Origin of the sequence: Allopontixanthobacter confluentis (genome assembly GCF_009827615.1) — a bacterium.
Taxonomy (GTDB): domain Bacteria; phylum Pseudomonadota; class Alphaproteobacteria; order Sphingomonadales; family Sphingomonadaceae; genus Allopontixanthobacter; species Allopontixanthobacter confluentis.
The window spans coordinates 877,121-900,686 of sequence record NZ_WTYU01000002.1 but is presented as its reverse complement, the minus strand read 5'-3'; the positions used below and the strand labels follow the sequence as shown (position 1 = coordinate 900,686).

Sequence of the window (23,566 nt, the reverse complement as noted above, 5' to 3'; positions counted from 1 at the left end):
AATTAATCTCTGGCGCACAGGGACGGCGCAGATGGCAGTCTCTGGCGCGCAGAAGCCGCGCTGATGGCTTTCTCAAACGGCCGGTAATGCCGCTTTGGCGGTTTTTGCACATTGCAGGGCCGCCGTTGTAGCGTTAGTCGCCGTGCATGACGCATAGTTTTCCAGCCCCCGCGCTTGCCATGGTGGAGCGTATGCAGGCCGCTGCGGCCGCCAACCCGATGCAGGCTGTGGCCTTTCAGGGGTCACCGGGCGCAAATTCCCATCGCGCCGCCTGTGAAGCGTCGCCAGACTGCCTGCCCCTGCCCTGCTTCAGTTTCGAAGATGCGCTGGATGCAGTGAAGGATGGCCGGGCGGCCAGCGCCATTATCCCGATTGAGAACAGCCAGCATGGCCGGGTGGCGGACATCCATTTCCTGCTGCCGGAAAGCGGCTTGTCCATCGTGGGCGAACATTTCATGCCGATCACCCATGCGCTGATGGCCCTGCCCCATCCGGACGGATCATTCGGGCCTTTTTCCGTTGCCTACAGTCATCCGCAGGCGCTGGGCCAGTCACGGCATTATCTGCGTAAACGCGGGATTGTTCCGTTGAGCCATGCCGATACCGCTGGCGCTGCGGCCTATGTGGCGGAAAAAGGCGATCCTACCGCCGCGGCCATCGCGCCGGTGCTGGCGGCTGATCTTTATGGGCTGACCATCGTGGAAGACAAGGTGGAGGATGCAGCCGACAATATGACGCGTTTCGTCATTCTGGCGCGCGAACCACTGGGCGCGGCCACTCTGACGCCTGATGCACTGGCAGGCGATACGGCGATGACCACTTTTGTTTTTGAAGTGAAGAACATCCCCGCGGCGCTGTATAAGGCGATGGGCGGTTTTGCCACCAATGGGGTCAATATGACCAAGCTGGAATCCTATCAGAAAGGCGCCAGTTTTGCGGCCACCACCTTTTATGCCGACATAATCGGCGCGCCGGGTGATCCGGCAGTGGACCGCGCGCTGGAAGAACTGGCATTTCATTGCAAGCAGTTGCGCATCCTGGGAAGTTACCGGCAGGGCCGCGCCCGCGGGTAAAGCGGGCTTCGATCCGCCCGTTGATTTAACATAGGTTCTGCAATCATTTTCAAGCGCTTGCATGCTGCGGCATCTTCAAGCGCTTGCACGCTGCGGCGTGACCTGCCACCACCGGCATCGTGGCACGGGCAAACGGGGAAGTTACGGCAGGCAGCGATAGTGTGGCTGCAACAGGATGGGAAACCGTCCGCAACGATACGTCCATCCAATATGATCCGGTAACGCCGCCCAAAACACCCGAAATGCCCGGCTGGCTGCAACGGCTGGGGGAATGGCTGGCGGATTTTTTCGCGCCGCTGGGGCGGTTTTTCGGCGCATCATGGCCGGTGTTGAAATGGGTGCTGCTGGCGCTTGCGATCATAGCTTTGCTGTATCTGATCTACCGGTTGGCCCTGCCATTACTGAACAGGAATAGTGCGGCGACCGGCGCTGACGAAGACTGGGTGCCGCAGCGCGCCGAAGCCATGGCCCTGCTGGAAGATGCAGACCGGCTGGCCGCCGAAGGCCGGTTTGACGAAGCTGCCCATCTGCTGCTGCTGCGGTCCGTCAGCCAGATTGCCGCAGCCCGGCCTGACTGGGTGGAAACATCCACCACCGCCCGCGAAATCGCCGCCTTGCCCGCTTTGCCCGATGGCGCACGGGTGGCATTTTCGGTCATTTCCGAGCGGGTTGAACGCAGCCTGTTTGCCTTGCGGTCACTGGGCGCGGGGGACTGGGATATTGCCCGCGAAGCCTATGCCAGCTTTGCCCTTGCCACCCTGCCTTCCCGCGATGGCGTGCATGGCCGGGATGGCCTGGATGGCCCCGCACATGATGGCCCCGCTGCATGAACGAGAGGTCCGCATCCCCCTTCAACCCGAAAACCGTGCTGGCGCTGGTGCTGGCAGGTGCCTGTGCCTTTTTTGCGGCGCTGTATTTTACCGCCACCGGCCAGACCGGCAGCACCAATGATGGCGGCGGCCATGCCGCTGCCAGCGGCATCAATGGTTATGCTGCGCTGGCCGCCATGCTGGAAGCAGGGGGCCATGATGTCACCCTGTCGCGCAGCCCGGGCGCAATGGATGATTACGCGCTGCTGGTGCTGACCCCGCCGCTGGACATGGATGCCGCAGAACTGCAGGAAGCCGTGGAAAACAGGCGCTATCAGGGCCCCACCATCATCGTGCTGCCCAAATGGCAGGCGGCGCCAATTCCGCCGCAATGGCAGGTGAAAAAGGCACCCGGCTGGGTGGTCCTCGGCAGCGCCATGACCCCGCGTTGGAGTGAGGCGCTGACCGAAGATCTGAACTTCGCCATTGCCCTGCAATCGCTGGCCAAGGTCAAGTCAACGCAGCCGCGGCCAGATTGGCAGGGCATGGGACTTTCCGGCCAATTGCCCGACCGCAGCCAGTCCATGTCGGTCTTTGCGTCGCAGATCGTCACGCTGGTCAGAAATTCGGCGGATGAAACCATCGTCGGCTATGTCGATGATGACGGATATTACCCCACGCTGGCCGAGGCGGCAGGGTTTGATCCGGGCGCCTATGAGGACCGGGACGCAGACCGCTGGGGCGTCATCGTGGTGGCAGAGCCTGACCTGATGAACAATTACGGCATGGCGGACCGCGACCGGGCATTGCTGGCCAGCCGGATCATCACGCTTGCCATGCAGGGTAAAGACCTGCCGATTGTTTTCGACCTGACGCAAAGCGGGCTTGGCGGTGCAAAAAACCTGCTGACACTGGCGTTCACCCCGCCGTTTCTGGCAGCGACCATCTGCATGATGCTGGCCATGCTGGTAATCGGCTGGCGCGCGTTCCACAGGTTCGGCCCGCCGGTTGCCGAAAGCCGCGCCATCGCCTTTGGCAAACGCCAGCTGGTGGCCAACAGCGCCAGCCTGATGCAGCGGACCGGGCGGCTGCACCTGCTGTCGGCGCCCTATGCGCTGATGATGCAGCACCGGGTCGCGGACGCGCTGGGGCTGCGCCATCCAGACCTGGCAGAAATTGATGCGGCGCTGGCCCGCAGGCTGGGCGATGAACCGCAATTCAGCCAGCTGATTGCCCAGCTGCGCGATGCCCGCACCCAGATCCAAGTCTTGCGCGCTGCCGCAGCGCTTAAATCCCTTGAAAGGAAACTTTCCCGATGACCATGACCCTTGACGATGTAAGAACATTGGCCGCCGCCATCCGGACCGAGGTGGCCAAGGCGATTGTCGGGCAGGAAGAAACAGTGGACCATTTGCTGGTGGCGCTGTTTGCGCAAGGCCATGTCCTGCTGGAAGGGCCGCCCGGCACTGCCAAGACATTTCTGGCGCAAAGTTTCGCGACGGCGCTGGGTCTTGATTTCGGGCGCATCCAGTTCACACCGGATTTGCTGCCCGGCGATATTCTGGGGTCCAACCTGTTCAATTTCCAGACCAGCGAATTTTCGCTGACGCGCGGGCCGATATTCTGCGATCTGCTGCTGGCCGATGAAATCAACCGCACACCGCCCAAGACACAGGCGGCATTGCTGGAAGCCATGCAGGAACGCAGTGTGACGCTGGATGGGGAAACCCATGCCCTGCCCGCCCAGTTCATGGTGGTGGCAACCCAGAACCCGATTGAAAACCAGGGTGTTTACCCCCTGCCGGAAGCGCAGCTGGACAGGTTCCTGTTCAAACTGCTTATCCCCTACCCCAGCGCCGAGGAAGAAGCCGCCATCGTGACCCGCTTCGGCGACCGGCAGGGCCCGCCCCGCGCTGCCGATTTCGGCGTCAATGCCGTGGCTGGTGCCGGCCAGTTGGCGCAGGCAAGCGCAGCCATTGGCGGCGTGACAGTGGCAGGCGAAATCATCGATTATATCGTCCGGCTGATCCGCTCCACCCGGCAAAGCGCTGATCTTACCACCGGGGCCAGCCCGCGTGCCGCAGTGCTGATGGCCAATGCCGCCCGCGCCCGCGCCGCGCTGGAAGGGCGCGATTATGTCATTCCTGATGATGTGAAAGCGCTTGCCACATCGGTCCTGCGCCACCGGCTGGTGCTCAGCCCTGCGGCAGAAATCGAAGGGCGCGAAATGGAAATGCTGGTGGCCGATATGGTCGACGCCGTCGAAGCACCGCGATAGGCAGTGGGGCTGGCAGGATGATGCGATCATCGTGAAATTTCCCATCATTCCCACTGCCCGCGCGGCGTGGCTGGCGGCACTGGCCGCGCCGCTGGCGGTGGTGATTGCCGCAGCGGCCCCTGCGGCATGGGTGGTGGCACCTGTTGCAGGGGCTGTATTGCTGCTGCTGGTGGTGGTGGACGGATTGGTTGCGGGCCGGCTGGACCATTGGCAAATCAATGCGCCCCCAGATGCCGAAGTGGGCGAACCGCTGCCTGTCAGCATCGTGGCCAATATCAGCGGACGCCACGGTGGCGCTGGCGGGCCCCAAGCCGCACTGGCATTTGACCCGCGGCTGGGCAGCGACGGGCGCTGCGCGACGCTGCTGCATCCCGGCGCGCAAGCCGGCCAGTGGCAGGGGGATGCCATATTGCTGCCCACGCGGCGCGGCACCGCCCGGATAACGCAGATGTGGCTGCGGCTGGCCGGGCCGCTGGGTCTGGGCGCGCGGCAGACCAGCCGCCAGGTAGAAACGGCCATCAGGATCTGGCCTGATCTTACGCCCATCCGTTCGCCCGAATTGCAGCAATATCTGCGCGATGCCCAATTTGGCCTGATTGCGCGGCGTATCCGCGGTGAAGGCACGCAGTTTGAAGCGTTGAGTGAATACGAACCGGGGATGGACCGCCGCCGGATCGACTGGAAAGCCAGCGCCCGTCACACCAGGCTTTATGCCCGCGAAAATGAAAGCGAACGCAACAACCAGATCGTCTTTGCCTTCGATTGCGGGCAGGCCATGTGCGAACCGGTGGACGGCCTTGCCCGCATTGACCGCGCAGTGACTGCCGCGCTGACTGCGGCCTATGTGGCCCTGAAAAGCGGTGACCGGGTGGCGCTGTTCGGCTTTGCCCGAAAGCCGCAGGTTATGACCCCCTTTGTCGGCAGCACGCGCGAATTTACCCAGCTGCAAAGTGCCGCGGCCAATCTCGATTATCATGCCGAAGAACCCAATTTCACTTATGCCATGGCCACCCTGACGGCGCGGTTGCAGCGCCGGTCGCTTATCGTGCTGTTTTCCGATTTTACCGACCCCACGGCTGCGGAAATGATGGTCGAAAGCGTTGGCCGGCTGGTGACAAACACCTCGTGCTGTTTGTCACCATCACCGATGCCGAAATTGCGGCAATGACCGATGCCAATCCTGTCGATCTGCATACGCTGGCCATGGCAGTCAGCGCGCAAACGCTGGCGCGGCAAAGAATGTTGGTGCTGGAACGGCTGCGCCAGATGGGGGTCGACATTATCGAGGCGCCTTTCGATGCCATTGGCTACCGTCTGATCGACCGTTATCTTTCCATCAAACGGTCAGGAGCAATTGGATGAAAGCGCCCGCGCTCAGAAACCTGTTCCGCCGACAATCGCTGGAAACGCCCCCCGCAACCGAGGAAGCGGCACTGCGTTCAGACAGGTTCCGGCTGGACCGCGAGGCAGACTGGCGGCGGCTGGACACCATCGTCACGATGATGGAAAAAGGGCGCCTGCGCCGCATTCCCGATGATGATGTGCTGGCGTTACCGGCCCTTTATCGCACGGCGGCATCCAGTCTGTCAGTGGCGCGGGAAACCTCGCTCGATCAGGCAGCTCTCGCCTATCTTGAAGCGCTGGTCCAGCGGGCATGGTTTCAGGTTTATCGCCCCCAACAGGGGTTTTTCAGCTGGCTGCGCGGTTTTCTGGGCGGCGGCCTCAGCCGGTCCATCCAGCAGATCTGGCTGGATATCTGCATTGCGCTGGCGGCAATGGTGGCAGGCACGATTACCGGCTGGCTTCTCGTCAGCCGCGATCAGGAATGGTATTATGCGCTTGTTCCTGCCGGCTTTACCGACAGCCGGGTACCCGGCGCTACGCGGGAAACCTTGCTGGAAAGTCTGGCCGTGCAGCAGGATGCGCAAGGCCTCAGCGCCTTTGCTGCTTATCTGTTCAGCAATAATGCGGGCGTTGCCATTCTTGCCTTTGCGCTGGGCTTTGCCTTTGGCGTGCCGTCCGTGCTGCTGCTGGTGCATAATATGGCGGTGCTGGGCGCAATGTGGTGGCTGTTTTCCGACGCCGGGCTCAGTTGGGAATTTGCCGCCTGGCTGAGCGTGCATGGCACCACCGAATTATTCGCCATTTTGCTGGCGGGCGCGGCTGGCATCCATATTGGCCGCTCGATGGCGTTTCCCGGTGCCCGGTCCATCATGGCCGCAGCAGCGGGCAGCGGGCAGCGGGCAGCGCAGGTCATGGCAGGCGTGGTCCTGATGCTGATTGTGGCCGCCATGCTGGAAGCATTTCCGCGCCAATTGCTGGGCATGAACGAACGATTTTTGATCGGCGGCAGCATGCTGGCGATCTGGCTCGCCTATTTCTTTGCTGTGCGTCCACGCAAACCGGCCTTGCAACTGGCGCATGGCGAATGAACAGGCCCGCTTCTGCACCCATGCGCAATCTGCCTGACAAACGCCGCCGCACCGTGGTGACGCCAGAGGGAATTGCGCTGCCCTTCACCATCGGCTCGCGCGCGGCCCGTTTTGGCGCCCTGCTGCTTGATTTTCTGATTATCGGGCTGGCGCTTTTGGCACTGACGCTGCTGCTGATCTGGATGTTCGGCGGGTTGTTTTCTGCCACAGACGGCACCGGCGCGATGAACGGAGCGGCGGAATTTCTGATGATTTTCTATTTCCTGCTGCTGTTTGCTGCGCGCTATGGCTATTTCCTCGGCTTTGAAATGGGCCCGCGCGGCGCCACTCCGGGCAAGCGATTGCTGGGCCTCAGGGTGGCCGCGCGCGATGGCGGGCGGCTGACAGCAGAAGCGGTCATTGCCCGCAATCTGCTGCGCGATATCGAAATTTTCCTGCCGCTGGTGCTCATCTTTTCTGCCCCAAGCGGTGAAGGCGGCCCCGCGGGCGTGGCGGCCGCCGCATGGTTTGCCTGTTTCATGCTGTTTGCCGTGTTCAACAAGGATGCAATGCGCGCCGGAGATCTGATCGCCGGGACATGGGTGGTAGAAGCACCGCGCGCGCGGCTGGCCGCTGCCCTGTCCACCAGCGCTGCGGCAGCAAGCGGCACCAGCAGCCTTACCGGCGCAAGATACGACTTCAGCGATTCGGAACTCGGCGTCTATGGTGAATATGAATTGCAAACCCTTGAACGGGTGCTGCGTGACAGCAATGATGACACAATCGGTCAGGTGGCCGAGACGATCTGCCGCAAAATCGGCTGGACCACTGGCGCAGGGGACGAACGCGCGTTCCTCGAAGCGTTTTACGCACAATTGCGGGCCAGGCTGGAAGGGGGGCTGCGGTTTGGCCAGCGCAAGGCGGATAAATATTCATAACGCCGCTGCCAAAAACGATTCGATAAGGGAACGATCTGATAAGGGGATGTGTGATGCAGATAGACCGCCGGGGCCTCATACTGGGCAGCGCTGCCAGTGCAATTTGTGCAAGCACCCTGCCGGGATGCGTCCCGATTGATGCCAGCACAGCGGGCCGGCTGGCAGCGAAGCTGCGCATTATCGAAGCAGCATCGGGCGGGGTACTGGGCGTATCTGTGCGCCATGTCGGCACGGGCCGCACCCTGGATTACCGGGCTGACCAGCGGTTTGCGCAATGTTCCTCGTTCAAATTTTCGCTCGCCGCGATGGTGCTGAAAATGGGGCAGGATGGTCAGCTTGATCTGTCCGAAAAACTGCACTGGAGCAGATCGGAACTGATGGCTACATCCCCCTTCACCGCCAGCCGGATCGATCAGGGTGCAACCGTGCTGGAACTGGCGGAAAATACCCAGACATACAGCGATAACACCGCCGCCAATGTTCTTCTGGCGCGGCTTGGCAGGGCCACCGGGCTGGGCGGGCCAGCGGCGCTCACCCGTTTCTGGCGATCGCTGGGTGATGATGTCAGCCGGCTTGACCGGACAGAGCCTGCACTCAACAATGTTCCCCCGGGCGAAATACGCGATACCACCAGCCCCGCCGCGATGGCGCTTACAACCGAGAAAATCCTGTTTGGCGATGTGCTGTCAGCCTCTAACAGCGCCTTGTTGCAGCAATGGATGGCAGATACCCGAACCGGCGTTAGGCGGGTGCGTGCCGGATTGCCCGCAGACTGGCGCGCAGGCGACAAGACCGGCACATCGATCTGGCCCGGAACCGGCGGCATCTATGTCGATATCGGCTTTGCATCGCCTGCCGGCACCAGCGACCCGCGCCAGATGCTGACCTTCGCGACCTATCTACGCACCATCAGACCGCAAGCAGAGATGGACCCTGCCTCCGAAGATGTGCTGGCGCAAGTGGGCCGTGTCATTGCCCAATTTTCGAATGACAGACGAACATATCAGGCCCCCGTCTGACCGCCTTTCTGGCTTACCACCGGTAAGCCAGCTCATCAGCGGAAGGTCAGCTTTTGGCGCAATTCGAAAATCGTCGGAATGTCCGAAATTGGGTGGATAGGCGAATGGCGGCTTTAGGCGCTCAATAGGCCGCGATCGGACCATACGTCGTCATGCCCGGGGGCTACCATGAACCTCCATCCCGGCGGCAGGGCCAAGAATGGAAGGACAGCCGGGCAATGATCGGTAAGATGATAGAGGTGCAATGGTTTGAAGAAGTCAGGGTCGTCTGACCAATCACCAGCCCATATGAACCAGCCCGTCGTTCCACTCTCTGACCTATGACGCAGGCCATGAAGTGGAAGTTCGCCACGCAAGGCGCTCTCAGAAACGCCTACCTTATCGGTGCCGTCCGGTGGCGTGAAACCAGCGCCATACCGCTTACAAATGTCTCGCTGCTCTTCTTCCATACGATCAATGTATCGCGGTAGTCTGACGGCGGCTATCGGGCAGTCGATTTTTCATCGTGAACGGCAACATTGGGTCGTTAGCGGAATGACCGCTTTTTGAGAAACAGTGCGGGGAGCAGACATTGCTTTCTCGCCCAGACTGATTGCACATGCTGAAATTGAAGGCCCCGCCAGCGGCGAACCCCGCAGCGGGTGTTTGCGGGCTTGTCTGGCCGGGAGATGGGCGGCAGCCACCATCCGAATGATTGCGCGGCAGGTGGTTATCCACTTGGACCAGCGTGTGATTTTCCAAAACAAGCCCAGCCGTGTTATCATGTCAGGTAATAAACAACGGGGAGACTTATTTATGAACATGGGCAGATACCGCTTCGATGAAGAAGTGGCGATGCAGGTCATCGAAAAACTGGGGCTTGCGTTGCTGATTCTGATCGCAACATGGGCCTTGGCCAAGGCGGCCAAATGGGCATTTGCCAAGCTGGTCGACAATGTCAGCTTTTTCCAGCGCCATACAGGCAGCGGAAAAAGCCTGGGTGAAAGCCTTGGTTCCATTGTCAGCCTGCTGATCTGGCTGTTCGGCCTGCTGGCTATATTGCAGGTGTTCGAACTGGGCGGCGTGATGAGCCCGGTCCAGACTTTGCTCAATTCGATTATGGGCTTTGTGCCCAATCTGGTCGGTGCAGGGCTGTTGTTCTTTGTGGGCCTGATGATTGCCAAGATTGTCCGCGATATTACCATCACTGCCTTGCAGACGGTTGATTTCGACAAATGGGCCAATCGCGGCGGCGTGGAAAGCGCCACCGGCAACAGCGCCATCAGCAAGACCATCGGTACGATCATCTATGCGATTATCGTGATTTTCGTCTCTATCCTGGCCTTGGATACGCTGGGCCTTGAAAGCGTTTCGGCACCGGCCAGCAATATGCTGCAACTGGTGTTCAACGCCATTCCCAATGTCATCGGCGCAGCCATCCTGCTGGGCATTGGCTATATGATCAGCAAATTCGTTGCCAATATCATGACCGAAGTGCTGACCGGCCTCGGGGTTGACCGCACATTGGGGGCCACCGAATTGCTGCCCGAAGGCACCACCGCAACCGGCATATTGGCCCGTGTGGCCCAAATCGCGATTGTGCTGTTCTTCGCCATTGCTGCAACGCGTATGCTCGGCTTTGTTGAACTGACCGCTATTCTGGATGAAGTGCTGGTTCTGGGCGGCCGGGTCATTTTTGGCGCAGTTGTCATTGGCCTTGGCTTCCTGATTGCCAATTCGCTGGCACGGGTGCTGGGCGGCGCGGACAATTCGTCCATGGCCGGAACAATCGTGAAATGGGCCACCATCGTGTTGTTCACCTTCATGGGCCTGCAATATACCGGCGTGGGTGACATCATCACCGAAACAGCCTTCACTGCGATTGTGGTGGGTATGGCCGTGGCAGGGGCGCTTGCCTTTGGTCTGGGCGGTCGTGAATGGGCCGCGCGCAAGCTGGAGCAGATGGACAGCGGCAGTGTGCCAACGCCAACCACACCTGCAGCGCCGACTGCGCCTGTAACCAAGCCCAAGGCGCCGCGCGCGCCGAAGGCGGCTGATACAGGCACTCCGCCGCTGAGTTGAACATTGCTGTTCTGAATACGGCTGTTCTGAATACAGCTGGCATTCCCCGCTTACAGGCGAGGGTAAGAAAGAGTAAGGGGCGCAGTACCATGATCCTGCGCCCCGCTTTATTGGCTGATGCTCCCGCGCTTGCCGCCCTTGGCAGGGCCAGCTTCTGTGCAGCGTTTGATGGCTTGTATTCGCCCGCCGATCTCGCAATTTTCCTCACCCAAAGCTATGCTACCGAAAAGGTCGCGGCGGAAATTGCCAGCGACCGTTTCCTGCACTGTCTGGCAATGGATGGAGATATGCTGACCGGCTTCTGCAAACTGGGTCTGGAAAATCAGTATGCCGACCATTCCGCCGCGCGGAACCCGATCATTCTGTCACAGCTCTATACCGCGCCGGAAATGACCGGCGCCGGGATTGGCGCAGCGTTGATGGACTGGGCCATGGATGTTGCCCACCAGCAGGGGCGCGATGCCATCCAGCTATCTGTCTACAGCGAGAATTTCGGGGCCCAGCGTTTCTATCAGCGCTATGGCTTTGCCAGGATTGCCGACATCCATTTTCAGGTCGGCAGCCAGCTGGACGAAGAATTCCTGTATGAATTGCCGATTGGCCAACCCCGCAGCTAATCCGCGCTGCCGCCGGAACCATTAGGCCCGCTGCGCCTTGAGGTCTGGAGGAAATGGACGATCACGCTGAAACGCGGCAGACAGCAGCAGACGGCAAGCGGCATTCTTTCACAATTGCTTCGGCTTTCACAATTGCTTCGGCTTTCACAATTGCTTCGGCTTTCACAATTGCTTTGGCATTTCATTCAAGGGGCGCTGGGGAAAATGACCCAGGATTCACCAACCAATTACGAAGACGAAATTCTCAAGCTGCAGGCTCGGCTGGCCGAACTGTCGGAAGAAAAGGAGCGCAGCACAGACAAGCAGCGCAAAAACGTCCAGCGGATAAATATGCTCGAAGCGGTGCTGGAAACCGTGCCGGTCGGTGTGGTCATGGCCGATGAGACGGGGCAGATCATCCACGGCAACAGCCAGGTTGTCGAAATGCTGCGGCACCCGGTCTATAATTCGGCCGATGTGAACGAATATGAGCAATGGGTTTCCTACCATGCGGATGGAACGCGGGTGAAAAATCACGAATATCCGCTATCGCAAGTCATCGTCGGCAATCTTGAGCGCGCCGAGCTGGATGTGCATTACCAGCGCGGCGATGGCACCCGTTTCTGGATGCGCATTATCGGCAAAATGGTCGTCGATGCTGAAGGTAACAAGATCGGCGCGACTGTTGCCCTGCTCGACATCGACAAGCAGGTGCGTCTGACAGAAACGCAGAATCTGCTGATCAAGGAACTGGACCACCGGGTGAAGAACGCCTTCAGCGTGGTCAAATCCATCGTTTCCCAAACGCTGCGGCGCGAAAATGTGCCTGCCCAGATGCGTGAAACGCTGGATGAACGGCTGAACGCCTATGCCGCTGCCCATGCCCGCTTGGTCAATATGACCTGGGAAAAGGCATTGTTGAGCGATGTTGCAGAAGAAACCGCCGGGCGCATCGGCGCTGACCGTGTCACCACCAGCGGCCCGCTAGTTCTGTTGCCTTCGCGTGAGGCATTGGCAGCATCCATGGCTTTTTACGAACTGGGCACCAATGCCGTCAAATACGGCTCCCTTTCTGTTCCCGGCGGCAAGGTTGATCTGTCGTGGGAAGTGACGGGTGAAGGGCCCGACAGGATCCTTGCGATCGACTGGAAAGAAAGCGGCGGGCCTCAACCACAGGCGCCGACCCGCAAGGGTTTCGGGTCATTCGTCATCGACCGGGCGCTGAGTGCAGAAACCAAGGGCCGCGTCAGAATGGACTATAATAAGTCGGGGTTTTGCTGGAACCTGACCATGCCTTTGCCCGTTACATCCAAGACATGACAGAGCGATCAGACAAACCCACCCGCATCTTTATCGTCGAGGACGAAGCCCTTCTTGCGTTTGAAATGAGCGACGTGCTGGAAGACCTCGGTTTTGAGGTTGTAGGCCCCAGCAATCACCTCGAAGATGCCACGGTAACCGCCGCTTCAAGCGAGATTGACGTGGCCTGCCTCGATGTGAATCTGGGTGAAGGCAAAACATCAAAACCGGTGGCCGAAATCCTGCGCGATCGCGGCATCCCCTATGTGTATATCACCGCCTATGATGCCCATCAGATCACGTTTTTGCAGGATGATGATAAGGTCGTCAAAAAACCTGTCAGTGGGCGCAAGCTGCTGGATGCGTTACGGATAGTCTACCCGCATCTGGAAAAGAAATAACGTCACGCTGGTTACAGCCATTTCCATTTCCAGAACAACATCACCTGCATTGCCAGAATAACAGCGCATATTGCCACCACGATCCAGAAGGCATGGGGATGATCAAATCCGGGTATGCCGCCAACATTGATGCCCAGCAGGCCCGTCACGAAACTCAGCGGCAGAAAAATGGCCGCAACAATCGTCAGCAGATAATTGGTGCGGTTTGACCGAGCGACCGCGCGGGCTCGCAACTCGTCCTGCAACACCATGGCGCTTTCCTTGCTGATATTGATATCATCCAGAAATCGCCGCAGCCGTGCAATCGTCTCATCGATTTCGCGGCGGTCATGGTCCTCAAACCAGCCAGGGGCATCGCGCGCAATAATTTCCAGCGCTTCATGCTGCGGGCCCATGTGGCGTTGCAGCCCCAGGCAATTACGGCGGATGGTAGTGATCTTGTCCAGCATCTGGTCCGCATTCTGTTCAGGATCGGCATCTTCCAGCAAATCGATATGATCGTTCATGTCGATAATCGAACTGTTCATCCGGTTGACCATATATTCCGTCATCGATGTGACCAGCGCCCCTGCATCGCTGGGGCCGTTGCCGGCATCGATATCCGCCAGCGTATCGCGCGGGGTCTGCAAGGGATGGCGGCGCAGGCTTAGAAGATATTTGCCGTTTGACCACAACTGCATAGAGACCATGTCTTCCGGTTCCGCGCCGGGGTTGAAATTGATCCCGCGCAGCGTGGCCACCAGTGCATCCCCTTCGCGAAAGGCGCGCGGGCGGGTGGCATCGCTGGTCAGCAGTTCCGCGGTGGGTTCCGGTATCCCTATGGTTTCCTGCAGCCATTCATAAACGCCGGGCTTGTCACGGCACAAATGCATCCACAGAACCTCGTCCGGGGAGGCTGGCTGCCAGGTCTGGATTTCCTTCCAGCCAATCGGGCGGCCGCCGCCCTTCCCGTCCAGAACCCTGCCGAAAAGCAGCGGCGTATCATCGTGGATGCCGTTGGTCAGGGTGGGTGTGTCGGTGTTCATCGCGGGCATCGGGCCTTCAACAAGGGAGCAATCTGTGCGTTTGTAAGCGGCTGCCGCCACCATGCAACACATCCCATGCATGTTCGGGCGTTGTTTCACCGCATTTAGGGAGCTATAGGCATGGCTATGTCCTCAATCAGACCCTGGCGCGATATTGACCGCCGCAAAAGCCGGCAGATCATGATCGGCAATACGCCGGTAGGCGGCGACGCGCCGATTACCGTGCAGACCATGACCAATACGCTGACGTCCGATCCGGTAGCGACGATTGACCAGATCCGCCGGTGCGAAGAGGCTGGTGCCGACATCATCCGGGTTTCCTGCCCTGATGTGGAAAGCACCGCCGCGCTGAAACGCATCGTCAAGGCAGCCCGCGTGCCGCTGGTGGCAGACATTCATTTTCATTACAAACGTGCGCTGGAAGCCGCCGATGCTGGCGCTGCGTGCCTGCGCATCAACCCTGGCAATATCGGTTCCAGCCAGCGCGTCGCCGAAGTGGTGCGCGCGGCCAAGGCCAATGGCTGCGCCATCCGCATCGGGGTGAATGCCGGAAGCCTGGAAAAGGACCTGCTGGAAAAATATGGCGAGCCGTGCCCCGAAGCACTGGTGGAAAGCGCGCTCGACCATATCAAGCTGCTGCAGGACCATGATTTCCACGAATATAAGGTGGCAGTGAAAGCCAGTGACGTATTTCTGGCAGTGGCCGCCTATCAGGGGCTGGCAGATGCGGTGGATTGTCCGCTGCATCTGGGCATCACTGAAGCAGGCGGGCTGATTGGCGGAACGGTCAAAAGCGCCATCGGCATCGGCAATATGCTGTGGGCCGGGATTGGCGATACCATCCGCGTGTCGCTTTCGGCAGAACCGGAAGAAGAAGTGCGCGTCGGCTTTGAAATCCTGAAATCACTGGGTCTGCGCACCCGCGGCGTGCGCGTGGTATCCTGCCCCAGCTGCGCACGGCAGGGGTTTGACGTGATCCGCACCGTATCGGCGCTGGAAGAACGCCTGTCGCATATCAAGACCCCGCTTTCGCTGTCCGTGCTTGGCTGCGTGGTCAATGGCCCGGGCGAAGCGCGCGAAACCGATATTGGCATTACCGGCGGCGGCAATGGGAAACACATGGTTTACCTGTCCGGCGTGACGGACCATCATGTGCAATCTGCCGATATGCTGGACCATATCGTTGAACTGGTGGAAGCCAAGGCCGCGCAGCTGGAAGCGGAAGCTGACGCAGCGGCTGCCCTTGCCGAACCTGCCCAATAAAAGCAAAACTCAAACGGTCGCGTCACACTTATTTACAGGAAGTCAGCCATGCCCACCGTGCCTGCGCCTACGATCGAGACGGACTACCTCATTATTGGCGCAGGTGCGGTGGGCATGGCCTTTGCCGACACCATGCTGGACGAAGACCCTGACGCCCATATCACGCTGGTGGACCGCCATGCGAAGCCTGGCGGGCACTGGAACGATGCCTACCCCTTCGTGGCGCTGCATCAGCCGGCATCCTATTACGGCCTGAATTCCACGCCGCTGGGCAATAACCAGATTGATACAGATGGGCCCAACAAGGGCTATTACGAACTGGCTACCGGCACGGAAGTGTGCGCCTATTACGAAAGGGTGATGAACACCCGTTTCCTGCCAAGTGGCAGGGTGGCATATCTTCCGATGACCGATTATCTGGGCAATCACCGGATCAGCGGCATTTTGTCGGGCGAAGAACGTGCGGTGAAAGTCCGGCGCAAAGTGGTGGATGCCACCTATTACAACACTTCTGTTCCGGCCACCCACACGCGCAGGTTTACAGTGGCGCAAGGCACGCAGATTGCCATTCCCAACGACCTTCCCGGCCTGTGGATGCGCAGCAATGAAATACCGGCGCATTACGCCATTCTGGGTGCTGGCAAGACTGCCATGGATGTGGCCGTATGGCTGCTGCGTTCCGGTGTACCGCAGGACAATATCACCTGGGTCCGCCCGCGGGAGACATGGATGTTCAACCGCGCCAACACGCAATCAGGGCCAGCGTTCTTCGAACAATTGATGCAGGCGCAGCTCACCTTGATGAACGCGGTAGCCGATGCCGAAACGGCCGATGACCTGTTCCTGAAACTGGAACGCGACGATTTCATGCTCCGCATCGACCCTGATGTCCTGCCGACCAAATTCCACTTCCCGGTCATATCCCATGGCGAACTGGAGCTGCTGCGCTCCGTCAAAAACGTGGTCCGCATGGGCCGGCTCACTGCCATTGCACCGGGGGAATTGATGTTTCCCACGGGCACGGTGGCAGTGCCGGAAAACACCCTGTTTGTGGATTGCACCGCGACTGCCGTGGCAGTGCGCGAGACCCGCCCGCAATTTGAAGACGGCCTGATCACGCTGCAGATGATGCATGTGCCGCTGGTGGCACTGAACGCGGCAGTGGCGGCGTTCATCGAAGCGAATTTCGATAATGATGCTGACAAGAATACGCTGGGCGAAGTCAGCGCCTTTGTGGATAGCGCCCATGAATATCCGATTGCTCTTCTCACCACCACCATGAACAGGATCCGCTGGTCGATGAGCAAGCCGATTAGCGATTGGCTGGCAAAATCCCGCCTCGATCCGGCCGGGCCGTTGATTGCATCGCTGCCAAAAGGCGATCCGCGTTTTGCCCTGCTGGGCAAGGTTCAGGATGCCACGCGGGCGGCCCTGCCCAACCTGCACCGGCTGGCCGCCCTTGGCGCGCTGCCCGCTGCGCCTCAAGACAGGTCACGATGAACAAAAGCGCTGTGGTATTACTAGCGCTGCTGGGCGCTGGATTATTGGGCAGTTGCGCTGCCATTGTCGATCCGCCCATGCGGCCGTCAATATCCGCCCACAGCGCGCCGGAAGCACGCGCTTATGATGAACAGCGCAATGCCGCAGCCGATGTGGATGCCGCGCTGGTTCGCGCAGGTGCGGGCGGCAAGAATGTGCTGATCGCGCTGGGTGCCAACTGGTGCCATGACAGCCGGGCCTTTGCCGGCTGGATGGAAACGCCCCGCTTTGCCGCCATGCTGGCGCAGCGTTACGAAACGGTGTTTGTCGATGTCGGCAACCCGCAGCAGGCAAAGGGCAGAAATTTGGATATTGCGCGCCGCTTCGGCCTTGCCGATATTGCCGGCACACCCACCGTTCTGATCGTGTCGCCTGATGGCACCGTGCTCAACGCAGCCACCGCGCCAGGCTGGAGAAATGCGGCGAGCCGCGATGAAGATGCGATATATGACGAATTATCGGCCTATTTGCTGCCTTAAAGCCATTCACCCCTCCTTTATCATCGTTTATGTATGATGCGGTTATGAAACGGCGTGAACTTCTTACCGGCAGTGTGGCAGCAGGCATTTCGATGGCCCTGGCACCACGCGTTTTTGCACAGGCCAGCCCCCATGGGTTGCGGGACCGCAAACTGTTCGAAATTGCGCGGGTTCAACAGGAAAAGGCCGGCAGCCTGCTGTGGCGCAAGGATTTTGTCGGCATTGCCGATTTTGGCCTGCGCTCGTCCGAACCCCGGTTTCACTTCGTCAATGTCGAAGGTGACGCAATTACATCCTACCGCGTAGCCCATGGCACCGGTTCTGATCCGGAACATGATGGCTGGCTGAACTGGTTTTCCAATCAGAACGGGTCGAATGCCACCAGCGCCGGCGCTTATATGACCTATGGCTGGTACACTGGCCGTTACGGCACATCCATCCGGCTGGAAGGGCTTGAACCTTCCAATTCCAATGCGCTGGACCGCGCCATCGTGATGCACCGCGCCCAATATGCAGAGCCGGAACATCTGGCGCGCTGGGGCCGTCTCGGCCGTTCGAACGGGTGTTTCGCGATGAGCGATGCCGATTTCAAACTGGCGCTGCTGCATCTGGGCGGCGGACGGGTGCTATATGCTGACCGGCTGGGCCTTGGCGCTGACGGTCAGATTGTCGAGCCCTATCGTGCGCCGGTGATTGACCCGCTGATGCCGGAAAGGCCCAGCGCAGAACAGCTGGCCAATCCCGGCATCTATTGAACCCGGCATCTATTGAACAAAGCCTCAGCGCCGCAAAACTGCGGCGCCTATGGCCTCCACCTAATCAAGTCTGAAGGTCATCCTCAATCACGATGATCTGTTCGCCCGTTACCCGGCTGCGGTTGGGCTTGCGCGGCGCATCAAGGCTGGCCAGCACAGGTGCATCCCGGTCATAAATGTCGGCAAAGGTGGAAAGTTTGCCGTCAATGTCCTTCGCCATGGTGAAATAGGTGATGTAAACCGGCATGGTTTTCTGGAAACCGACCTTGGTATATTCACCGCCCTTGATCAGGCCGACGCCTTCTTCCGGGGTCAGCCCACCTTGTAGTATGGCCAGCGTAATCGCCAGTTCGGTGGCGCGTTCGGTGCGGATGCAGCCGTGGCTCAACGCGCGATTGGCATTGGCAAACAGACTGCGCGACGGCGTATCATGCAGGAAAATGGCATGGCGGTTGGGCATATCCAGCTTCATCAGGCCTAGCGAATTGGTCGGCCCGGGCTGCTGCACCACGCTGACCCAGCCATTTTCTCCCTTGGTCGCGGTATAACCTGCTCGGCGCGCCCATGACGGGTTGCCCAGCACGCGTGCGCCCAGCCCTTCACCCTTCACGATGGATTGCGGAACAGTCCATGTCGGGTTGAAAATGACGCCTTCCACGCTTTCAGCCAATTGCGGGGTTGCCGTGCGGCCGGGCTTGCCCACCACGGTTTTATAGGTGCGGACGATATTGTCGTTCACCGTCAGACGCAGCTGGAATTCCGGCACATTGGTCATCAGATACTGGCTGCCCAATTCCCGGGCCAGCCAGCGCCACCTGTCCATATTGGCGCGGATCATCTTGCGGTGGCCGGCCTTTGCCACGGGTGTCTTGGCCAGTTCCGCCTTCAGCAGCGCATAATCGGGATGTTCCGGCATGATCTGCGCCAGCGTGCCCTCAAGATCGCCGCTTTCCAGCGCCTGCGTCATCAGCGTGGATATCGGGTAACGGTCAGCATCGGGGTCGAATACGAACCACTGTTTGCGCGCATCCATCGGCGTGCGCCCATCGCGCAGGTCTTCCACCAGCCACGCGAAAGTCTGGCTCGCCAATTCGTTCAACTGCTCACTTTCGCCAAGGGCAATGGCGGCGCGCAATTCGGCAGGATTGTAATCGGCCTTGTCCAGCCCTTCAGCGCCAATGCCGTCGATCAGGGTGACCAACGCCTTGGCATTACCAAGCGACCATGGCTGGGTGATTGAAGGGATGTCCTGCACCATTTCTTGCGAAAACGCCTCGGCCACGCTTTGTGCAGGAGCGCTGACCGGAACAGCATTCGCCGCAGCAGGCTGTTTCGATTCCTGCTTCGCTGGCGCTTCTGCATCCTGCGGCAACAGGTTGGCCGGTGCTGCCTGGCGCGCGGAAAGTGGCGCCGCCACGGCCAGCGCCGCAGTGGCAAGCAACGAAATGCGAATGGAAAATGTCATAAATGCGTCAGTCCTGTGCCGGAAAGGTGATGTCCGGGAATTGCATGATTCCCAAATTAGCCCAATTACGGGTCTGTCATCAACCGTTCCGGCTGACTCCTTGCTGAATTGGCACGGATAATTTCGGATCAGACTGCCGGAACCAGCCTGTCACATGCCGGATGCAGCCACATCTACCCGCCCGATCATTCCGGTTTTAACGACTATTGCCGGAATTGCGGTGTTCTCCTTGATGGATGCGTTCATGAAAAGCGCATCCATGGCTGCCGGGGCCTATAGCGCGCTGCTGGTCCGGTCGGTCATCGGGGTAATGCTGGTGGGGCCGGCATGGTGGATAGGCAGCCGCAAATGGCCGCAGCCCGCCGTAATCCGGCTGCATCTGCGGCGCGGCGTGGTCATTGCAGGGATGGCGCTGACGTTCTTTTTCGCGCTTGTCCGCCTCCCGCTGGCAGAAGCCATTGCCATGTCCTTCATCGCCCCGCTGATCGCGCTGTTTCTGGCGGCAATGCTGTTGGGCGAGAAAATTCAGCCGCGCGCGATCATCGCTGCATTGCTGGGGCTGGGCGGGGTCATCATCATAGTCGGCGGGCGCGTGGGCCGCGAACGCATGACGGATGATGCAATGATCGGGCTGGCCGCGCTGTTCATTTCGGCGGTTCTTTATGCCTGGAACCTGGTGCTTCAGCGCGAACAGGCTCTGGTTGCCAGACCGGTAGAAGTGGCGACATTCCAGAACGGAATTGTCGGGCTGGCACTGCTGGGTCCTGCCCCGTTCCTGTTTTCCGTGCCGCCACAAGGCGTGTGGGGGGATCTGGTGGCCGCCGCAGTGCTGGGCGTTGCAGCCTCCATGATCCTGTCATGGTCCTATGCCCGGGCTGAAACACAGCGGCTGGTGCCTGTTGAATATACCGGGTTTCTGTGGGCCGTCCTGTTCGGGTGGATATTCTTTCGTGAACCCGTCAGTCCGGCCACGATCGCAGGGGCGGTGCTGATTGTGTTTGGTTGCTGGATTGGCACACGGTCCCCAGCACAACACGCGCCGCCAGGACAAGGTGCCGTCTAGCGCGCGGCTGTGTTCGGGCCACTCTCTTCCACGCCCACTTCCGATGCCTGCACGGTTTCGCCAGCAAAGCTGACGGCGGCCCCGAAACATGCTGTCACGCCCAGCACCGCGGCGACCAGACCAGCGCGGAGTGAATGGGCATTGCATTTGTCTGATGGTTGCAGACCGTTCATTGTATTGTCCCTGTTGCAGCCTTGTAATTGGCCAATTATTACCGGAACAATGCAGATAGAGCGCCAAAGGTTCCGATTTGACATGCTGCGTTCATGCCCGCGCTCTTGACCTTGCGGGCGTGAACGCGCAAGCGGCGCAGCAGATATTGGCTCCCCGCCCGCGAGTCCGTTCTGGGTACAGTCTGATGGACAATCCCGGAATTTCGCGGCGGAACGAGCGCCACCCATGAAAGGAACCCGCGCAGGATGACCCAGGTCGGTAAGGACACACTCGCAACTCGCAGCACGATGAATGTCGGCGGCAAGGAAATCGCTTATTATTCCCTGGCCAAGGCGGCCGCGAAAATTGGCGATATCAGCCGATTGCCTTATTCCCTGAAAGTCCTGCTGGAAAATCTTCTGCGTTTTGAAGATGGCGGTTTCACCGTTTCACCAGACCACATCCAGGCCATTGCCGATTGGCAGAACAACCCCAAGACCGGCAATGAAATCCAGTACCGGCCCGGCCGCGTGCTGCTGCAGGATTTCACCGGCGTTCCTTGCGTGGTCGATCTGGCCGCCATGCGCGATGCCATTGCCAAGCTGGGCGGCGACACGCAGAAAATCAATCCGCAGGTTCCGGTTCACCTGGTGATCGACCACTCGGTCATGGTGGACGAATTTGGTCACCCCAAGGCGTTCGAACATAATGTCGAACTGGAATATCAGCGCAACGCAGAACGCTATGACTTCCTGAAATGGGGCAGCAAAAGCCTGAGCAATTTCAAGGCTGTCCCTCCGGGCACCGGCATTTGCCATCAGGTGAACCTGGAAAATATCGCGCAATGCGTATGGACCAGCCAGGATCCGAGCGGCGCGACAGTCGCCTATCCTGACACCTGCGTCGGCACTGACAGCCACACCACCATGATTAACGGTCTTGGCGTGCTTGGCTGGGGCGTTGGCGGGATCGAGGCGGAAGCCGCGATGCTGGGTCAGCCGGTTTCCATGCTGATCCCCGAAGTCGTCGGTTTCAAACTGACCGGCGAAATGGCTGAAGGCATTACCGCAACCGACCTGGTGCTGACGTGTGTGCAGATGCTGCGCGAAGTGGGCGTGGTGGGCAGCTTTGTCGAATTTTATGGCCCCGGCGTCAGCAAACTGAGCCTGGCCGACCGCGCCACCATTGCCAATATGGCGCCCGAATATGGCGCGACCTGCGGGTTCTTCGGCGTTGATGACAAGACCATGGAATATCTGCGCCTGACCGGCCGCAGCGAAGACCAGCTGGCGCTGGTAGAAGCGTATTACCGCGAACAGGGCATGTGGTTTGATCCTGCGCATGAGCCGGTCTTTACGAAGACATTGTCGCTCGACATGGGCAGCGTGGTGCCGTCACTGGCCGGGCCCAAGCGGCCGCAGGACAAGGTTGCGCTTCCCGAAGTGGACGATTTGTTCAACACCGATCTTGCGTCCATCTACAAGAAATCCGCGCCGGAACGCGTGGCAGTAGAAGGCAAGGACCATGACATTGGTGATGGCGACGTGGTGATTGCGGCCATTACCAGCTGCACCAACACGTCCAACCCCGATGTGCTGATTGCCGCCGGTCTGGTGGCGCGCAAGGCCAATGCGCTGGGCATGAAGCCCAAGCCATGGGTGAAGACCAGCCTGGCACCGGGTTCACAAGTGGTGACGGATTATCTGGTGAAAGCCGGACTGCAGGCTGATCTGGATGCCCTCGGTTTCGATCTGGTCGGCTATGGCTGCACCACCTGCATCGGCAATTCCGGCCCGCTGGCCGCGCCGATCAGCGCCGCAATCAACAATAATGACATTGTTGCGGCCAGCGTACTGTCGGGCAACCGCAATTTCGAAGGCCGCGTCAGCCCCGATGTGCGGGCCAACTTCCTCGCATCGCCGCCGCTGGTGGTGGCCTATGCCCTGCGCGGCACTGTCACAACCGACATGGTATCCACCCCCATCGGGCAGGACCGCAGCGGCAATGATGTCTATCTGAAGGACATCTGGCCGACCAATCAGGAAATTTCCGACCTGCGCGCCAGCTCCATCGACCGGGGCATGTTCGAAGCCCGCTATGCCGACGTCTACAAGGGCGACGAGCATTGGCAGGCAATCAATGTGGTGGGTTCGGACACCTACCAGTGGCGTCCGGGCAGCACCTATGTGGCCAACCCGCCCTATTTCGAGGGCATGAGCATGACGCCTTCGGTGATCATGGACATCGTGGATGCAAAGCCGCTGGCGATGCTGGGCGATTCTGTCACCACCGACCACATCTCGCCTGCCGGTTCGATCAAGGAAGATTCGCCAGCCGGTGAATATCTGATGGCCAATCAGGTCGCCAAGGCGGACTTCAATTCCTACGGCTCGCGCCGCGGCAACCATGAAGTCATGATGCGCGGCACCTTTGCCAATATTCGCATCAAGAATGAAATGGTCCCCGGCGTCGAAGGCGGCATGACCACCTATGGCGGCGAGACCATGGCGATTTATGATGCTGCCATGAAACACAAGGCCAATGGCACGCCGCTGGTGGTTATCGCGGGCAAGGAATATGGCACTGGCTCCAGCCGTGACTGGGCTGCCAAAGGCACCAATCTGCTGGGCGTGCGCGCCGTGATTGTCGAAAGCTACGAGCGTATTCACCGGTCAAACCTGGTGGGCATGGGCGTGCTGCCGCTGCAATTTGCAAATGGTGATACGCGCACCACGCTGGGCCTGACCGGCGATGACAGCTTTACCGTGCGCGGTCTGGCTGATCTCACCCCCGGCCAGGACGTGACCGTGGATGTGACCCGCGCCAATGGGGAAACCTTCAGCTTCACCGCCAAATGCCGGATCGATACCGCTAACGAAATGGAGTATTACCGCCACGGCGGCATTCTCCAATACGTGCTGCGCAATTTGGCAGCGTAA

23 protein-coding genes are annotated in these 23,566 nt (G+C 59.8%); 19 read left to right on the top strand and 4 right to left on the bottom strand.

Going from position 1 to position 23,566, the window contains the following annotated elements:
- The first annotated feature begins 146 nt into the window (after positions 1–146).
- The 9 genes from GRI44_RS12625 to bla all read left to right on the top strand — a co-directional run bounded on the left by GRI44_RS12625 (position 147) and on the right by bla (position 8,528).
- The gene (locus GRI44_RS12625) at positions 147–1,073 is read left to right on the top strand and encodes a prephenate dehydratase (protein ID WP_160602096.1); all 927 of its coding nucleotides are present in this window, start codon (positions 147–149) and stop codon (positions 1,071–1,073) included.
- Between the two features lie 119 nt (positions 1,074–1,192).
- Positions 1,193–1,903 (top strand): hypothetical protein, encoded by a 711-nt coding sequence (locus GRI44_RS12620; protein ID WP_332872420.1) that lies wholly within the window; start codon positions 1,193–1,195, stop codon positions 1,901–1,903.
- Positions 1,900–3,201, top strand: a complete 1,302-nt coding sequence (locus GRI44_RS12615; RefSeq protein ID WP_160602095.1) for a DUF4350 domain-containing protein — start codon at positions 1,900–1,902, stop codon at positions 3,199–3,201. Before GRI44_RS12620 ends, GRI44_RS12615 begins: the two co-directional genes overlap by 4 nt.
- On the top strand, positions 3,198–4,160 hold the full coding sequence (locus GRI44_RS12610) for an AAA family ATPase (RefSeq protein ID WP_232843138.1): 963 nt from the start codon (positions 3,198–3,200) through the stop codon (positions 4,158–4,160). Before GRI44_RS12615 ends, GRI44_RS12610 begins: the two co-directional genes overlap by 4 nt.
- A gap of 31 nt (positions 4,161–4,191) precedes the next feature.
- Positions 4,192–5,328, top strand: a complete 1,137-nt coding sequence (locus GRI44_RS12605; protein ID WP_332872419.1) for a DUF58 domain-containing protein — start codon at positions 4,192–4,194, stop codon at positions 5,326–5,328.
- Positions 5,325–5,522, top strand: a complete 198-nt coding sequence (locus tag GRI44_RS14150) for a hypothetical protein (protein ID WP_332872418.1) — start codon at positions 5,325–5,327, stop codon at positions 5,520–5,522. The genes GRI44_RS12605 and GRI44_RS14150 overlap by 4 nt, the downstream gene beginning before the upstream one ends.
- On the top strand, positions 5,519–6,592 hold the full coding sequence (locus tag GRI44_RS12600; protein WP_160602094.1) for a stage II sporulation protein M: 1,074 nt from the start codon (positions 5,519–5,521) through the stop codon (positions 6,590–6,592). Before GRI44_RS14150 ends, GRI44_RS12600 begins: the two co-directional genes overlap by 4 nt.
- On the top strand, positions 6,589–7,509 hold the full coding sequence (locus GRI44_RS12595) for an RDD family protein (protein ID WP_160602093.1): 921 nt from the start codon (positions 6,589–6,591) through the stop codon (positions 7,507–7,509). The genes GRI44_RS12600 and GRI44_RS12595 overlap by 4 nt, the downstream gene beginning before the upstream one ends.
- 53 nt (positions 7,510–7,562) lie before the next feature.
- On the top strand, positions 7,563–8,528 hold the full coding sequence (bla, locus tag GRI44_RS12590; RefSeq protein WP_160602092.1) for a class A beta-lactamase: 966 nt from the start codon (positions 7,563–7,565) through the stop codon (positions 8,526–8,528).
- A 113-nt stretch (positions 8,529–8,641) separates the two neighbouring features.
- Here bla and GRI44_RS14180 read toward each other — a convergent pair whose 3' ends face one another.
- The gene (locus GRI44_RS14180) at positions 8,642–8,977 is read right to left on the bottom strand and encodes an immunity protein Imm33 domain-containing protein (protein ID WP_456298096.1); all 336 of its coding nucleotides are present in this window, start codon (positions 8,975–8,977) and stop codon (positions 8,642–8,644) included.
- 346 nt (positions 8,978–9,323) lie between these two features.
- On the opposite strand from GRI44_RS14180, the gene GRI44_RS12585 reads away from it, so the two are divergent.
- The 4 genes from GRI44_RS12585 (at position 9,324) to GRI44_RS12570 (ending at position 12,885) form a co-directional block, all read left to right on the top strand.
- Positions 9,324–10,589, top strand: a complete 1,266-nt coding sequence (locus GRI44_RS12585) for a mechanosensitive ion channel (protein WP_160602091.1) — start codon at positions 9,324–9,326, stop codon at positions 10,587–10,589.
- Positions 10,590–10,678: 89 nt separating this feature from the next.
- Positions 10,679–11,206 (top strand): GNAT family N-acetyltransferase, encoded by a 528-nt coding sequence (locus GRI44_RS12580; RefSeq protein WP_160602090.1) that lies wholly within the window; start codon positions 10,679–10,681, stop codon positions 11,204–11,206.
- 204 nt (positions 11,207–11,410) lie between these two features.
- Entirely contained in the window at positions 11,411–12,505 is a 1,095-nt protein-coding gene (locus tag GRI44_RS12575) for an HWE histidine kinase domain-containing protein (RefSeq protein ID WP_160602089.1), read from the top strand.
- Positions 12,502–12,885 carry a response regulator gene (locus tag GRI44_RS12570; RefSeq protein WP_160602088.1) on the top strand — a complete coding sequence of 128 codons (384 nt, stop codon included), beginning with the start codon at positions 12,502–12,504 and terminating at the stop codon, positions 12,883–12,885. The genes GRI44_RS12575 and GRI44_RS12570 overlap by 4 nt, the downstream gene beginning before the upstream one ends.
- Before the next feature lie 11 nt (positions 12,886–12,896).
- Here the strand turns inward: GRI44_RS12570 and GRI44_RS12565 are convergent, their stop codons facing one another.
- Positions 12,897–13,910 (bottom strand): zinc transporter ZntB, encoded by a 1,014-nt coding sequence (locus tag GRI44_RS12565; RefSeq protein ID WP_160602087.1) that lies wholly within the window; start codon positions 13,908–13,910, stop codon positions 12,897–12,899.
- 126 nt (positions 13,911–14,036) lie between these two features.
- Here GRI44_RS12565 and ispG point away from each other — a divergent pair, with 126 nt between their 5' ends.
- From ispG to GRI44_RS12545, 4 genes are read left to right on the top strand one after another with little or no spacing between them, the layout of a single operon-like run.
- Entirely contained in the window at positions 14,037–15,173 is a 1,137-nt protein-coding gene (ispG, locus tag GRI44_RS12560) for a flavodoxin-dependent (E)-4-hydroxy-3-methylbut-2-enyl-diphosphate synthase (RefSeq protein WP_160602401.1), read from the top strand.
- A gap of 48 nt (positions 15,174–15,221) precedes the next feature.
- Positions 15,222–16,673, top strand: coding sequence for an NAD(P)-binding protein (locus GRI44_RS12555; protein WP_160602086.1), 1,452 nt, complete (start codon positions 15,222–15,224; stop codon positions 16,671–16,673).
- Positions 16,670–17,191 carry a thioredoxin family protein gene (locus tag GRI44_RS12550; protein ID WP_160602085.1) on the top strand — a complete coding sequence of 174 codons (522 nt, stop codon included), beginning with the start codon at positions 16,670–16,672 and terminating at the stop codon, positions 17,189–17,191. Before GRI44_RS12555 ends, GRI44_RS12550 begins: the two co-directional genes overlap by 4 nt.
- A 29-nt stretch (positions 17,192–17,220) precedes the next feature.
- Positions 17,221–17,946: a murein L,D-transpeptidase catalytic domain-containing protein gene (locus GRI44_RS12545; protein ID WP_232843137.1), complete on the top strand. Its 726-nt coding sequence runs from the start codon at positions 17,221–17,223 to the stop codon at positions 17,944–17,946.
- Positions 17,947–18,010: 64 nt separating this feature from the next.
- Here GRI44_RS12545 and GRI44_RS12540 read toward each other — a convergent pair whose 3' ends face one another.
- Positions 18,011–19,411, bottom strand: coding sequence for a L,D-transpeptidase family protein (locus GRI44_RS12540; protein WP_160602084.1), 1,401 nt, complete (start codon positions 19,409–19,411; stop codon positions 18,011–18,013).
- A gap of 154 nt (positions 19,412–19,565) precedes the next feature.
- On the opposite strand from GRI44_RS12540, the gene GRI44_RS12535 reads away from it, so the two are divergent.
- Positions 19,566–20,474, top strand: a complete 909-nt coding sequence (locus GRI44_RS12535) for a DMT family transporter (protein ID WP_160602083.1) — start codon at positions 19,566–19,568, stop codon at positions 20,472–20,474.
- On the opposite strand, the gene GRI44_RS12530 is transcribed toward GRI44_RS12535, so the two are convergent.
- Positions 20,471–20,647 carry a hypothetical protein gene (locus GRI44_RS12530; RefSeq protein WP_160602082.1) on the bottom strand — a complete coding sequence of 59 codons (177 nt, stop codon included), beginning with the start codon at positions 20,645–20,647 and terminating at the stop codon, positions 20,471–20,473. The two genes, GRI44_RS12535 and GRI44_RS12530, sit on opposite strands and share 4 nt — an antisense overlap.
- Positions 20,648–20,893: 246 nt before the next feature.
- Here GRI44_RS12530 and acnA point away from each other — a divergent pair, with 246 nt between their 5' ends.
- On the top strand, positions 20,894–23,566 hold the full coding sequence (acnA, locus tag GRI44_RS12525; protein ID WP_160602081.1) for an aconitate hydratase AcnA: 2,673 nt from the start codon (positions 20,894–20,896) through the stop codon (positions 23,564–23,566).

Coding starts and splice junctions, on each gene's coding strand:
- GRI44_RS12540 (WP_160602084.1), bottom strand. CDS start 19,411: ATGACATTTTCCATTCGCATTTCGTTGCTTGCCACTGCGGCGCTGGCC.
- ispG (WP_160602401.1), top strand. CDS start 14,037: ATGTCCTCAATCAGACCCTGGCGCGATATTGACCGCCGCAAAAGCCGG.
- GRI44_RS12615 (WP_160602095.1), top strand. CDS start 1,900: ATGAACGAGAGGTCCGCATCCCCCTTCAACCCGAAAACCGTGCTGGCG.
- GRI44_RS12565 (WP_160602087.1), bottom strand. CDS start 13,910: ATGAACACCGACACACCCACCCTGACCAACGGCATCCACGATGATACG.
- bla (WP_160602092.1), top strand. CDS start 7,563: ATGCAGATAGACCGCCGGGGCCTCATACTGGGCAGCGCTGCCAGTGCA.
- GRI44_RS12600 (WP_160602094.1), top strand. CDS start 5,519: ATGAAAGCGCCCGCGCTCAGAAACCTGTTCCGCCGACAATCGCTGGAA.
- GRI44_RS14150 (WP_332872418.1), top strand. CDS start 5,325: ATGACCGATGCCAATCCTGTCGATCTGCATACGCTGGCCATGGCAGTC.
- acnA (WP_160602081.1), top strand. CDS start 20,894: ATGACCCAGGTCGGTAAGGACACACTCGCAACTCGCAGCACGATGAAT.
- GRI44_RS12585 (WP_160602091.1), top strand. CDS start 9,324: ATGAACATGGGCAGATACCGCTTCGATGAAGAAGTGGCGATGCAGGTC.
- GRI44_RS12625 (WP_160602096.1), top strand. CDS start 147: ATGACGCATAGTTTTCCAGCCCCCGCGCTTGCCATGGTGGAGCGTATG.
- GRI44_RS12535 (WP_160602083.1), top strand. CDS start 19,566: ATGCCGGATGCAGCCACATCTACCCGCCCGATCATTCCGGTTTTAACG.
- GRI44_RS12575 (WP_160602089.1), top strand. CDS start 11,411: ATGACCCAGGATTCACCAACCAATTACGAAGACGAAATTCTCAAGCTG.
- GRI44_RS12610 (WP_232843138.1), top strand. CDS start 3,198: ATGACCATGACCCTTGACGATGTAAGAACATTGGCCGCCGCCATCCGG.
- GRI44_RS12530 (WP_160602082.1), bottom strand. CDS start 20,647: ATGAACGGTCTGCAACCATCAGACAAATGCAATGCCCATTCACTCCGC.
- GRI44_RS12545 (WP_232843137.1), top strand. CDS start 17,221: ATGTATGATGCGGTTATGAAACGGCGTGAACTTCTTACCGGCAGTGTG.
- GRI44_RS12550 (WP_160602085.1), top strand. CDS start 16,670: ATGAACAAAAGCGCTGTGGTATTACTAGCGCTGCTGGGCGCTGGATTA.
- GRI44_RS12555 (WP_160602086.1), top strand. CDS start 15,222: ATGCCCACCGTGCCTGCGCCTACGATCGAGACGGACTACCTCATTATT.
- GRI44_RS12595 (WP_160602093.1), top strand. CDS start 6,589: ATGAACAGGCCCGCTTCTGCACCCATGCGCAATCTGCCTGACAAACGC.
- GRI44_RS12570 (WP_160602088.1), top strand. CDS start 12,502: ATGACAGAGCGATCAGACAAACCCACCCGCATCTTTATCGTCGAGGAC.
- GRI44_RS14180 (WP_456298096.1), bottom strand. CDS start 8,977: ATGGAAGAAGAGCAGCGAGACATTTGTAAGCGGTATGGCGCTGGTTTC.
- GRI44_RS12580 (WP_160602090.1), top strand. CDS start 10,679: ATGATCCTGCGCCCCGCTTTATTGGCTGATGCTCCCGCGCTTGCCGCC.